The organism is Rhizobium sp. A22-96, from assembly GCF_053521805.1.
The window spans coordinates 47,410-60,247 of record NZ_JBNWDQ010000004.1; the positions used below are offsets into that span (position 1 = coordinate 47,410).

Genomic DNA, 12,838 nt, shown 5'->3' on the forward strand with positions numbered 1-12,838 from the left:
TCTAACTCCCTGCTGCCGGTTCCGGCAGGCATGCTTCTGCAAAAGCGTCGAAAAACTGGTCGATCTTGCCCAGATCCTTCACGCCCGGCGCGCTTTCGACGGCGGAGGAAAGATCGATGCCCGTGGCCTTGGTGGACGCCAGCGCCAGGGCGACATTATCCTTGTTGACGCCGCCGGACAGCATGTAGTCAACCCGATCGTCGAGCCAGCTCATCAGGCTCCAATCGAAGGACACGCCGTTTCCACCCGGCAACTCGGAGCCGACAGGTGGCTTGGCGTCGAACAGGAAGCGGTCAGCAATGCCTATATAGGATTCCACCCGCTTCAGATCGTCAGCGTCGCGCACCGACATGGCCTTCATGACGGGGACATTATGCACCGCCTTGATGGTCAGCACACGCTCTGGGCTTTCATTGCCATGGAGCTGCAATAGATCCGGCCGCACCAGCGCCATGATCTCATCGAGATCGTCATTGGTGGGATTGACCGTGACGGCCACAACCTTTGCCTTGCCGCGCGCACGCTCGGCCAGCTGGCCGGCCAGATCGGGCTCGATATAGCGCGGGCTCTTCTCGAAGAAGATGAAGCCGATATGGGTAGCACCGCGCTCAAGCGCACGATCCACCGCTTCCGGCGTCTTCAAGCCACAAATTTTGACATCGGGGTTCATGGCAGCGGAGTGACATGAAATTTCAAAAGAGTCGAGCCTAAAGGCGACGTTGGCGGGATTTTTGGTATCACGATCGCCACTGTCATATATGAGAATCCCATGTGCGACTGCTATGCAGCAGCGATCTGCGATATTTGCCCTTTAAGCCCTGCTAATCTCTCACGCAGACCACTTTCAGCAGCCGGTGGTAGGGGTTGTCTAAGATCATGTTGAAGCTCACGAAGTTTTTTGAGCTGACGATTGGGAACCAAGAGCCGATCGCCATGCACGATTACTCCCGTAATCTCCGAGGGTCGACCAATAAAGTGCTTCTCTTTGTGATATCGTAACCCTGCGCGATGGATCGCGCGCTTTATGTCCCAAAGTACGCTTGGAGACACCGATATACCTGAGATGGTCACATCATCAATGTAAACCGTTAGGTGATAGCTATGCGCTTTACAGTAACCTGCTATGATTTCCCACACATCGTAGTGGGCAAAGAATGCCATTATGGGGCTTAACGGGCTGCCGGTCGGCAAATGCCCTTGATAGGTCGCAAGCTTCGCTAGAATTCCAGCGACGTCGGTCTCACATTTCATGACGCTATGGAAAAACCAGTAGATGCGGCGCGAAGAGGTATTCGGAAAGTATTTCCTAATATCGAGACAATGGACGACAGGCTGCCCCAAGTGCTGGGCAGCGTTCATCACATACGAACGACCCTTAACAGGACAAAACAGATAATCTGGCGGTGCGATCCGTCCCAAGAGACGTGCAACTCTTGCCTGGACCATTTTAAGTTGGCGACGTGGATTCTCCACTCCGCGCAGGCCACCAGATTTTTTCGGCACATCAAACTCTGAATAGAGTGCATTAGCGCTCTTTGCCAACAACTGCATCTCACTAACAGAAAGCTCGAGAAGTGCAGCGAGGCGTTTTTTAGTCGTGAGTTTAAACAACGGCGACTGATGAAGCGGATAAGCCTTGTGCTCATTCCTCATGTGCTCGCTCCGAACGCTCTTCTATAAATCTCATCATATTGATGATTTTCGACGCCACGAATGTCCGAGCTCTTTCCTTGGCCGGGGATTTACCCAAATTTTCGGAAAAGAACATGATCGACGATGCGGGGATGTCGAAGGCTGCTTCGTATTTTCTGAGTAGATCGAGAGATGGTTCTTTGTGACCTTTTTCAATCTCTGACAAATAGGACTTCGATATTCCAAGCTTCTGCGCCGCCTCATTCTGCTTGATATCGTGAAAAACACGGATCAGGCGAAGGGCTTCGTTTAACATTGATGCCTCCTGTTGATACAAAACAGGGCGGCGGCTACTCCCGTAAGATTTTGATAATCACAGTGTAGAGCCACACGACATAAGCGATAAGCCTTCCTAGTGTTATCAAACACGTTACCGTCTTCGGACTGAGCAAGATTTTAAACCAACTCCTCCGAGTCTTCAGTTTCGTCCGCCGTCGTTCTCGATCGATATGCTTCGATGTCTCCATCGATTTTGTCCTTTCCAAACCACCCCAGCGGAATTGCCGGAGCGCCATCAAGGCTTGGAAAGCGGGGCGAGAACGTTAGACCCTGCGTGTACTGGCGTGCCCCGCCATCGGGGCACGCCCCTGCCGTCACGTGCCATGCACCTGCCGGCCGGAAATCAGAAGGTTTTCGCCTTCCACGAGGCTCCTCGCGGAGCCTCAGAGAGTGATGGTTATCCCCTTGCAGCATTCGATGAACAATACATAGACGATGATTTCGTGTGTCGCAAGAATTTTATTCGCTAATAGCGAACTTTTTCCTTTTTTTGTAATCGTATTATCGAGGCAAACGCTCCGATGAGAATCGATAATGCAAGAACATCGCCATCCAGCTGAATTATCAAATACTGAATTCGGCTATCAGCTTAATCTAGTCAAAATCGATCGCATGCAGCTGGCTGCCGTGGCGCTTTAGCCAGGCCTTGGCCTCGTCCATGTCGGGGCAGAGCTTGCGGCAGAGTGCCCAGAAGCGTGGGCCGTGGTTCATTTCACGTAAGTGCGCGACCTCATGGGCGGCGAGATAGTCGATCACCAGTGGCGGTGCCATGACGATGCGCCAGGAGAAGCTGAGGTTTCCCTGCGACGAGCAGGAGCCCCAGCGGCTGCGGGTATCCTTCATGGTGATGGAAGAGACCGTGGCGCGGATTGCTCCGGCGTGTACCGCCACAAGCCTTTCCAGATCGGCGCGCGCTTCCTTCTTCAGGAACGTCGCGATGCGGCGGCCGGCATGTTCGGGCAGGCCGCTGACGCGCAACACCGGCAGGCCATCCACGGTCACCACTTCGGTCAGGCCGCGCACGGTGCCGGTATGCTCGATCCGGTGGCGCACGCCGCGCAGAAGGATTTCGCCGCCGCTGCGCAGGCCACTATCCGTGGTGAATTTGGCGAGCTTGGTCAGGAGCCAGCCCTGGTGCCGGTCAAGGAAGGCATTGACCTCACGGGCGGCAAGACCGCGCGGAATGGTCATCTTCAGCGCCCGGCCGCCGGGCTCGATCCTGAGCGTGATCCGCGTCGCCTGCTCATGCTGGCGAATGGTCAAGGGCATCAGACGGCCAGCAATGTCCAAGGTGCGCGTTTCCGGCGCGGGCGGCTTGGCTGGAGATCTTCGTGATCGGGATAGAAGCGGAAACATGGAAGCAGTTTTATACGATTCGGGCTGATATCGGGCAAAGAAAAACCGGCACCTGATGATGCCGGTTTCGATTAATTATATTGAAGGCCTAGAGGTCACGGCGTCTGGAATTCCGTTGCCGGGCCGCCATTGTTGTCGTTGCGCTTGACGCTGTTGCGCTCGCGCATGAAGCGGTCGAACTCATCCTGGTCCTTGGCGCGGCGCAGCTCGCGGACATAGCCGTCGAAGTCGGCGCGCATCTCGTCGAGCTTGCGGCGTTCCTCCTCAAGGCGTTCAAGTTCGGCCTTGCGCCAGTCGTCGAAGGCGACGTTGCCGGTGGAGAAAGAGTGACGGTTGCGGCCGCGACGACGGCCACAGCCGGCAAACACGCCGTCGGCCCTTTCATTCACATCCCGTTTGAAATCCCGCAGACGTTCCCCGAAGAGAATATAGGCGAGCATGGCAAAGCCGAGGGGCCAAAAGACCACGAAGCCAAGGACCATGAGGGCAATGGTAGCCGGAGTCCAATCCGGGCGAAGCAATGCAGATTGGTTCATCGTAAGGTGTCCTCGCACGGCGCATCGCCCCCTCGACCGACACCGATCGATGGTAAGGGTTCTGCGCGGTTTTTAAATCTCTACAGCATCTCAGCGCGTTCAAAGGACGCGCGGCGCGGTAAACGGCCCGATCATCTGCGGTACCGCTGGAATCGAGATGGTAACCTCTTCGTGAGCCTTCAATGGCATCTTGAGGTGAAATCCGACAAGTGCTTGAATCAGCGCGGATAATTCAACAAAAGCTAATAGTTTGCGCTGCTGGAGCGGCTCGATGCGTTGTCGAGCCGCCAAGTCGCTGTATCTATTTGACTTTCCGTGCGTTCAGGCGGATTTACCGCCCTTGATCACCCGCTTGACAACCGGACGGCCGGTGCGGGCATGCTCGCGGGCAAAGGCGAGAATGCGCGGCGCGATCTCGCGGCGGAAACGCGAGCCGTTGAAGACGCCGTAGTGGCCGACATCGGGCTGCAGATAGTGCATGCGCATATGATCGGGGATATTGGTGCAGATGGTCTGTGCCGCCTGCGTCTGGCCGACGCCGGAAATATCGTCGTTCTCGCCTTCGACCGTGAGCAGCGCGACGTTGCGGATGGCGGAGGGATCGACGAGCTGGCCGCGATGCATGAGTTCGCCCTTGGGCAGTGCATGCTTGATGAAAACCTGATCGACCGTCTGCAGATAGAATTCCGCCGTCAGATCCATGACAGCCAGATATTCGTCGTAGAAATCGCGGTGCTTCTCGGCCGGCTCGCCGTCATTCTTGACGAGATGCACGAAAAAATCCTTCTGCGCGATCATATGCCGGTCAAGGTTCATCGACATGAAGCCGGAAAGCTGCAGGAAGCCGGGATAGACCGGACGCAGGAAGCCCGGCTGCGGCCAAGGCACGTTCATGACGACGTTATCGGCAAACCATTCCAGCGGCTTGTCCTTGGCGAGCTGGTTGACGGCCGTCGGATTGATGCGTGTGTCGATCGGACCGCCCATCAGCGTCATCGACGCAGGCGCCAGCGGATCGCCGGCGGCTTCCATCACGGCGGCAGCGGCCAAAACCGGCACAGACGGCTGGCAGACGGCAACGACATGCGTATCCGGGCCGAGGTGATGCAGCATCTCGATGACGTAATCGATATAGTCTTCCAGATCGAAGGTGCCCTCGGTCATCGGCACCATGCGAGCATCGATCCAGTCGGTGATGTAGACATCGGCGCCCGGCAGAAGGGCTTCCACGGTGCCGCGCAGCAGCGTCGCATAGTGGCCGGACATCGGCGCAACGATCAGGATGCGGGGATCGGCGGCATGACCGGCAGGCAGGCTGCGCTCGAAACGGATGAGATTGCAGAAAGGCTTCTTCCAGACGATCTTTTCATGCACCGAGACCGGCTTGCCTTCGATCTGCGTGTCATGAAGGCCGAATTCCGGCTTGCCGTAGCGCCGGGTGGTGCGCTCGAACACTTCGAGGCTTGCCGTCAGCGTGCGCCCGAGCATGGTATGCGACAGCGGATTAAGCGGGTTGGCATAGGCCAGGCGCATCATGTCGGCCGCAGCGCGAAAAGGTGCGAGAGCGGCATGGTTGAGTTCGTAAAACTGATAAAACATGGGGGCGTTACCTTTCGAAATGCGGGCACGCGCACTCGCAAATCACATGATTTTCAAAACCTACGCGCCTCGCGTATCGCTGCCTTCATTGCAACGCTCCTCCAGTTGCGCTGCGCAGCGGAATGATCACGGCTCCTCGGCGCGATAGTCATTCTTTAAGCTCTTACTATCCAGCCTAGCAGTTTTTGCTGCAGAGCAACATAAATACTGATGGCTCTACCTATAAAAAATGCCGGAGAAGCGATTCTCCGGCATCAAGAATGATCTCAAAAGGTTAAAGTTCCTGAGCCCGAGGCCTCAGGCATCGGCCTGGAAAGTCTGGCGCTGGCTGCCGAGGCCTTCCATGCCGAGTTCGACGACATCGCCCGGCTTCAGATATTGCGGCGGCTTCATGCCCATGCCGACGCCGGGAGGCGTGCCGGTGGAGATGACATCGCCCGGATGCAGCGACATGAACTGGCTGAGATAGGAAACGAGGAAAGCGACGCCATAGACCATGGTCTTGGTGGAACCATTCTGCATCGTCTTGCCGTTGACCTTCAGCCACATGCCGAGGTTCTGCGGATCGGCAACCTCGTCCTTGGTGACGAGCCAGGGGCCGATCGGACCGAAGGTGTCGCAGGACTTGCCCTTGGTCCACTGGCCCGAACGCTCGGTCTGGAAGGCGCGCTCGGACACGTCGTGGGAGACGCAGTAACCGGCGACATAATCGAGAGCGTCGGCCTCGCTGACATATTTCGCCGTCTTGCCGATGACAACGCCAAGCTCGACTTCCCAATCGGTCTTTTCAGAGCCGCGCGGGATCAGGACATTGTCGTTCGGGCCGACGATGGCCGAGGTCGCCTTCATGAAGATGATCGGCTCCGGCGGCACGGTGGCGCCGGTTTCGGCAGCGTGGTCGGAGAAGTTCAGGCCGATGCAGATGAATTTGCCGGTGCCGGCGACGCAGGCGCCAAGACGGCCTTCGGCCAATTCCGGTAGGCTCTTCGGATCGAGCGCTGCGATCTTCGCGAGACCTGCGGGCGAAATCGCCTCACCACCGATATCGGCGACATGGGCCGAGAGATCGCGGATCTTGCCATCACTATCCAGAAGCGCCGGCTTTTCCTTGCCGGCTTCGCCAACACGCAACAATTTCATAGATTTTCCTTCCCTGCATTTCCAAAGATAAGATTGTTTCCACCATATATGAACGAATTATTCACCAGTGTCACCAATCGATTTCGAAGAGCATAGCATGCCTTGGCTTGCGGCACCGGAACAACAGTCTTTCTAGGATTGATGTAATGACCTGGCGATTTCGACGATAACCTCAAACGCCGTGTCGATATCCGCGGCCGTTGCCTCGAACTGTCCGGCCTGAAAGCGAATAACCAGACGACCGGCAACGCGGGTCTGCGTCAGATAGATGCGGCCATCATTGTTGATGGCGGCGATGACGCGCTGGGTGTGGCTTTCCTGATCGATGCCGGCGGGTGCATTGTGATCGAACGAAAACAGCGACAGGAAAGGCTCTGTGACGATTTCGAAATCGGGTTCTGCCGCCAGGCGCTTAGCCAGATTCTGCGACCAGGCGACATGGTTGCGGATCATCGTCCGCAGTCCTTCCAGCCCGTGATAGCGCAGCAGGAACCAGAGCTTCAGCGCCCGGAAGCGGCGGCCGAGCGGCACCGACCATTCGGAATAGTTGATGATGCCGTCATGACCGTGCGTGCGCAGATATTCCGGCTGGATCGCCAGCGTGCGCACCAACGTCTCCGGCTCGCGCACAAACTGGACGGAGCAATCGAACTGCGCGCCGAGCCATTTATGCGGGTTGAAGACGACGGAATCGGCGCGTTCCACGCCCTGCCAAAGTTCGCGGAATTCCGGGCAAATCATCGCCGAACCCGCCCAGGCGGCATCGACATGCACGTAGAGCCCGTTTGCATGGGCGACATCGACGACGGCGGCAATGTCGTCGCAGGCACCGACGCTGGTGCCGCCGACGCAGGCGATGACGCCGGCCGGCAGCAGTCCAGCGGCGCGGTCATGCTCTATGGCGGCGGCAAGCGCCTGCGGATCCATGGCTTTGTTGGGGCCGCCGGAAGGGATGCGCACCAGGTTCTCCGCGCCGACGCCGGAGATCCAGATGGCACGGTCGATGGATGTATGGACCTGGTCGGTCGAATAGATCCGCACCGCCTTGTTGACCGCAAGGCCGCGGCTGTTGCCCTGCCAGTCCAGCGCCCTCTCGCGCATAACCAGAACAGCGGCAAGGGTTGCGGTCGAGGCGGAATCCTGGATGACGCCGGTGAAGCTCTCGGGAAGGCCGAGGGCCTGGCGCAGCCAATCGACAACCTTGGTCTCCAGCTCGGTGGCGGAGGGCGAGGTCTGCCAGAGCATGCATTGGGCGGCGATGGCGCTGACCAGATATTCGGCGATAACGGAGACCGGAGCCGCATTGGCAGGGAAATAGGCGAAGAAACGCGGATGCTGCCAATGCGTCATGCCGGGCACGAGGATATCCTCAAAATCCTTGAAGATATCCTCCATGGCTTCGCCAGATTCCGGTGGGGAATCCGCAATGTGCGCCGCTATTTCGCCAGGGGCCGTCCTTGGTCGCACCGGCCTGTCGCGAAGCGAGGCGCGGTAGTCCGCACCCCAATTTGCCGCCTTCTCCGACCACTGCCGGAACTCCTCCCAATTCATGACGGTCCTCCCTATTCCATCAAAGCGAGGTGGACCTTAGACGGGTTTTGGAAGGTGGTCGAGTATCAGAACAGCTCGTCCAGCGCCGGCCCGAGCGGCACGATGCCAGTGGGGTTGAGCGTTGATATGGAGTAGTAGCCGCGCTTGATATGGTCGAAATTCACCGTCTCGGCAATACCCGGCCAATCGAGCATGCGCCGGCAGAAAGACTGAAGATTAGCGTAGTCCGACAGTCGGCGGAGATTGCATTTGAAGAGGCCGTGATAGGCCAGATCGAAGCGAACGAGCGTGACGAACAGCCTGATATCGCTTTCGGTCGGTTTGTCGGCGAAGAGAAATTTCTTGCCTTCCAGCTGGGTTTCCACCCAATCGAGGCAATCGAACACCTCGCGAAACGCTTCCTCATAGGCAATCTGTGTCGTCGCGAAACCAGTGCGATAAACGCCATTGTTGAGGGCCGGGTATATCCGTGCATTGAAGCTGTCGATATCCCCGCGCTTTTCAGCCGGATAAAGATCGATGTCGTTGCGGGCGAGATCGCCGAAACCATCATTCAGCATGCGCAGAATGTCCGACGACTCATTGTTGACGATCGTGCCGGCCCGCTTGTCCCACAGGACCGGCACCGTTGCCCGGCCGGTGAAAAGCGGATCGGCCTTCGTGTAAATCTCGTGCATGTAGGTGGCGCCGTTGATCGGGTCATCCGTCGCGCCGGGATAGTCGCCGAAGCGCCAGCCCTGCTTGGATAGCGCCGGCTCGACGATGGAGGCGGAGATGACCTCTTCCAGGCCCTTGAGCTTGCGGCCGATCAGCGTGCGCGATGCCCAGGGACAGATCAGCGCGACATAGAGATGATACCGGCCAGCCTCTGCCTTGAAGCCACCCTCGCCTGTCGGGCCCGGCCGGCCGTCCGGCGTCACCCAATTGCGAAAACTGGATGTCTGGCGAACGAAGCCGCCTTTTTCATCCTTGGCCTGGACCGGCTGCCAGTCTTCTGTCCATGTCCCGTTTACCAGCAAGGTTTCATCTCCGAACGCGCGCGTTTCTTTATGGCGACAGCATAGCGGAATAGAATTCTGCCGGAATAACGTAAACTTGAAACAGACTGTCTACCTGGCGCGTGAAGATGCCTCTATGTATGAAAACCTGCGTTTCATGATCAAGTTCCTCGGAGCATCCCATGGCAAAATCCGTTTCCACCGTCAGAACCGATCACGCCAGTCGCTACCTGCAGCAGCTCTGCAAGCACTGGAGCCATCGATTTGAGGTGGAATTCAACGAAGCCGCGGGCAAGGTGCCTTTCAGCCCGGAGTCATCTCTGGGATTGGCAGCAAACGCCACCAGCCTGATCATGACGTTGAACGTCGAGAAGTCCGAAGATCTCGAACGCATGCAGGCTGTCGTCGCCGATCATCTCAAGCGCTTTGCCTTCCGAGAAGAGCTCGACATCGCCTGGACCGCCGATGCGGCCAACCCATAGGTTCCTCATCCCCATGTTTATCGCCAGCCGGCCTTCCGTTTCCGGCAATTTGCAGCTGGCTCCCTCCGAAAGAAAGAAGCCCCATGACCTCAAGCAATAACCGCGAATCGCAATATCCGATCGACAAGCTCTTTCTCGATCGCTGGTCACCCCGCGCCTTTACCGACGAGACGATCCTGGAAGCGGATCTGCTGACCATTCTGGAAGCAGCCCATTGGGCGCCGTCGGCCTCGAACCTGCAGCCCTGGCGTTTTCTCTACGCGCTGCGCGGCTCGGAGCATTGGGAGAAGTTTCTCAGCGTCCTGGTCGAGTTCAATCAAGGCTGGGTGAAATCCGCATCCGCGCTGCTTTTCGTCATCTCCCGCACCCATAATGGCGAGCTCGGCTCCGCCGAACAGAAACCCAGCTACAGCCATTCGTTCGATGCGGGAAGCGCCTGGGGCTTCCTGGCGATCCAGGCACATCTAGCCGGCTACGAAGCACACGGCATGACTGGTTTCCATGTCGAGAAGTCCTATGAGGTTCTCGGGATTCCCGATGGTTTCCGCGTCGAAGCCGCCGTCGCAATCGGCAAGGTCGGCGACAAGAGCCTGCTTCCGGAAAAGCTGCGCGAGCGTGAAGTACCGAGCCAGCGCAAGCCGCTCTCGGAACTCGCCTTCAACGGCACGTTCATCGCCAAGTAATTGATAGAAAAGCAAAAGGCCCGCCGAAACTTTCGGCGGGCCTTTTCATGTCTGAAGAAAACAATCAGATGTCGAGATTGGCGACGTTCAGGGCATTGTCCTGAATGAACTCGCGCCGGGGCTCGACTTCATCGCCCATGAGCCGGGCAAACAAGCCATCGGCATCGGTCGCATCCGGAACCTTGACCTGCAGCAGCGAGCGCACGTTCGGATCAAGCGTCGTTTCCCAGAGCTGTTCGGCATTCATCTCGCCAAGGCCCTTATAGCGCTGCATGGTCAGACCCTTGCGGCCGACAGCGAAAATCGTTTCCAGCAGCTTGCGCGGTCCGGAAATCTCGGTCTGTCCATCGCGGCGCATAAGCTTCGGCGGCAGGTCGTAGGTTTCCTTCAGTCGGGCACCGAGCTGGTCGATGAGGCGTGCATCCTGCGAGCCAATCAGCGCCATGTCGAGAGAAACCACTTCCTTGACGCCGCGCACCACGCGCTCGAAGCGCAAACCGCCCTCGCCGGTCACCGCACCGCTCCAGCCGCGTTCGGTTTCCTCGGCGATGATATCGAGCCGCTTGGCAACGTCATCAACGAGAACCGCGGCCCGGGTCGGGTCGCTGACCACCTCGGCATTGAGCGCGCCGGCAATTGCAGCCTGCTCCACGACATCGCGGTTATAGCGCGAATGCAGGTTGTCGATCAGCGTGCGCAGGCGCAATGCATCGTAGATAACCTCGCGCAGATCCTGGCCGGCACGTACTTCGCCGTTACCCAGGTGCAAGCTGGCATCGTCGAGACCCTGCCCGATCAGATATTCTTCCAGCGCCTTCTCGTCCTTCAGATACTGCACCGACTTGCCGCGCGTCACCTTATAGAGCGGCGGCTGGGCGATGTAGAGATGGCCGCGCTCGATGAGATCGGGCATTTGGCGGAAGAAAAAGGTCAGCAGCAGGGTGCGGATATGGGCGCCGTCGACGTCGGCGTCCGTCATGATGATGATCTTGTGGTAACGCAGCTTGTCGGCGTTGAATTCGTCCTTGCCGATGCCGGTACCAAGCGCGGTGATCAGCGTGCCGATTTCCTGGCTCGACAGCATCTTGTCGAAACGGGCGCGTTCGACATTGAGGATCTTGCCGCGCAGCGGCAGGATCGCCTGGTTTTCGCGCGAACGGCCCTGCTTGGCGGAACCACCGGCCGAATCACCCTCGACGAGGAAGACTTCGGACTTGGCGGGATCGCGCTCGGAGCAGTCTGCCAGCTTGCCGGGCAGCGAGGCGATGTCGAGTGCGCCCTTGCGCCGGGTCAACTCACGCGCCTTGCGGGCAGCTTCGCGGGCAGCCGCCGCTTCGACGACCTTGCCCACCAGCACCTTTGCATCGGTCGGATGCTCCTCGAGCCAGGTGCCGAGCGCTTCGTTGACGAGGCTTTCGACCACCGGGCGGACTTCGGAGGAAACCAGCTTGTCCTTGGTCTGCGAGGAAAATTTCGGATCGGGAACCTTGACCGACAGAACCGCCGTCAGACCTTCGCGGCAGTCATCACCCGTCAGCGTCACCTTTTCTTTCTTGGTGATGCCGGATGATTCGCCGTAGGAGGTGATCTGGCGCGTCAGCGCGGCGCGGAAGCCGGCCATATGCGTGCCGCCGTCGCGCTGCGGGATGTTGTTGGTGAAGCAGAGCACGTTTTCGTGATAGCTGTCGTTCCACCACATGGCGACCTCGACGGTGATACCGTCCTTCTCGCTGCGGATCGACACCGGCTTTTGAACCAACGGCTTCTTGGCGCGGTCGAGATAGGAAACGAAAGCTTCCAGGCCGCCGTCATAGAGCATCTCTTCCTGCTTGATGTCGGAATGACGCTTGTCGGTCAAAAGGATACGAACACCGGAATTCAGGAAGGCCAGCTCGCGCAGGCGATGCTCCAGCGTGCCATAGTCGAATTCCGTCATGGTGAAGGTTTCGGAGCTCGGCATGAAGCTGACTTCCGTGCCGGTAGCATCACCGGCATCGCCGGTTTCCTTCAGCGGCGCATCGGCGACGCCGTGGGTGAAGCTCATCTCATGGATCTTGCCATGACGGCGGATCTTCAGGCGCAGCCAGACCGAAAGTGCGTTGACGACAGAGACACCGACGCCGTGCAGACCACCGGAAACCTTGTAGGAATTCTGGTCGAACTTACCGCCTGCATGAAGCTGGGTCATGATGACTTCAGCCGCCGAAACACCTTCCCCGCTGTGAATAGCCGTAGGAATGCCGCGGCCATTGTCCGTGACCGTGACCGAACCGTCGGGATTGAGCGTTACCGTCACGATGTCAGCATAACCGCCGAGCGCTTCGTCAATGGCATTGTCGACGACTTCGTAGACCATGTGATGCAGGCCCGAGCCGTCATCCGTATCACCGATATACATCCCTGGACGCTTGCGCACGGCGTCAAGGCCCTTGAGAACCTTGATGCTGTCTGCGCCATATTCGGCGCTGCCGCCGTTTTCGGTTATATCGGTCATTTTATTGAAGTCTTTCCAGTGTTTAGAG

General features: G+C 58.3%; 13 protein-coding genes. 2 read left to right on the forward strand and 11 right to left on the reverse strand.

Going from position 1 to position 12,838, the window contains the following annotated elements:
* Window position 1 precedes the first annotated feature (1 nt).
* The 10 genes from ACQZ6F_RS18540 to ACQZ6F_RS18585 form a co-directional block, all read right to left on the reverse strand.
* Window positions 2-670 (reverse strand): phosphoribosylanthranilate isomerase, encoded by a 669-nt coding sequence (locus tag ACQZ6F_RS18540; protein ID WP_068390448.1) that lies wholly within the window; start codon window positions 668-670, stop codon window positions 2-4.
* Window positions 671-780: 110 nt separating this feature from the next.
* Window positions 781-1,653, reverse strand: coding sequence for a reverse transcriptase family protein (locus ACQZ6F_RS18545; protein ID WP_449094083.1), 873 nt, complete (start codon window positions 1,651-1,653; stop codon window positions 781-783).
* Complete coding sequence (locus tag ACQZ6F_RS18550) at window positions 1,643-1,948, reverse strand: helix-turn-helix transcriptional regulator (RefSeq protein ID WP_267551271.1); 306 nt, start codon at window positions 1,946-1,948, stop codon at window positions 1,643-1,645. Before ACQZ6F_RS18550 ends, ACQZ6F_RS18545 begins: the two co-directional genes overlap by 11 nt.
* 617 nt (window positions 1,949-2,565) lie before the next feature.
* Window positions 2,566-3,327, reverse strand: coding sequence for a M48 family metallopeptidase (locus tag ACQZ6F_RS18555; RefSeq protein ID WP_077470401.1), 762 nt, complete (start codon window positions 3,325-3,327; stop codon window positions 2,566-2,568).
* A 95-nt stretch (window positions 3,328-3,422) separates the two neighbouring features.
* Complete coding sequence (locus tag ACQZ6F_RS18560) at window positions 3,423-3,863, reverse strand: DUF2852 domain-containing protein (protein ID WP_068390441.1); 441 nt, start codon at window positions 3,861-3,863, stop codon at window positions 3,423-3,425.
* A gap of 99 nt (window positions 3,864-3,962) precedes the next feature.
* The gene (locus ACQZ6F_RS18565) at window positions 3,963-4,154 is read right to left on the reverse strand and encodes a hypothetical protein (RefSeq protein WP_449094082.1); all 192 of its coding nucleotides are present in this window, start codon (window positions 4,152-4,154) and stop codon (window positions 3,963-3,965) included.
* A gap of 30 nt (window positions 4,155-4,184) precedes the next feature.
* Window positions 4,185-5,462: a polyhydroxyalkanoate depolymerase gene (locus ACQZ6F_RS18570; protein ID WP_449094081.1), complete on the reverse strand. Its 1,278-nt coding sequence runs from the start codon at window positions 5,460-5,462 to the stop codon at window positions 4,185-4,187.
* A 297-nt stretch (window positions 5,463-5,759) separates the two neighbouring features.
* Entirely contained in the window at window positions 5,760-6,602 is an 843-nt protein-coding gene (locus tag ACQZ6F_RS18575) for a fumarylacetoacetate hydrolase family protein (protein WP_267551268.1), read from the reverse strand.
* 132 nt (window positions 6,603-6,734) lie between these two features.
* Window positions 6,735-8,153 carry a pyridoxal phosphate-dependent decarboxylase family protein gene (locus ACQZ6F_RS18580; protein WP_449094080.1) on the reverse strand — a complete coding sequence of 473 codons (1,419 nt, stop codon included), beginning with the start codon at window positions 8,151-8,153 and terminating at the stop codon, window positions 6,735-6,737.
* Between the two features lie 65 nt (window positions 8,154-8,218).
* Complete coding sequence (locus ACQZ6F_RS18585) at window positions 8,219-9,172, reverse strand: glutathione S-transferase family protein (RefSeq protein WP_449094079.1); 954 nt, start codon at window positions 9,170-9,172, stop codon at window positions 8,219-8,221.
* 161 nt (window positions 9,173-9,333) lie between these two features.
* On the opposite strand from ACQZ6F_RS18585, the gene ACQZ6F_RS18590 reads away from it, so the two are divergent.
* Window positions 9,334-9,633 carry a DUF2218 domain-containing protein gene (locus ACQZ6F_RS18590; RefSeq protein WP_449094078.1) on the forward strand — a complete coding sequence of 100 codons (300 nt, stop codon included), beginning with the start codon at window positions 9,334-9,336 and terminating at the stop codon, window positions 9,631-9,633.
* A gap of 83 nt (window positions 9,634-9,716) precedes the next feature.
* A complete protein-coding gene (locus tag ACQZ6F_RS18595) occupies window positions 9,717-10,316 on the forward strand; it encodes a nitroreductase family protein (protein WP_449094077.1) in 600 nt (199 codons plus the stop codon).
* Between the two features lie 64 nt (window positions 10,317-10,380).
* Here ACQZ6F_RS18595 and gyrB read toward each other — a convergent pair whose 3' ends face one another.
* Window positions 10,381-12,810: a DNA topoisomerase (ATP-hydrolyzing) subunit B gene (gene gyrB / locus ACQZ6F_RS18600; RefSeq protein ID WP_077470409.1), complete on the reverse strand. Its 2,430-nt coding sequence runs from the start codon at window positions 12,808-12,810 to the stop codon at window positions 10,381-10,383.
* Between the last annotated feature and the right edge of the window lie 28 nt (window positions 12,811-12,838).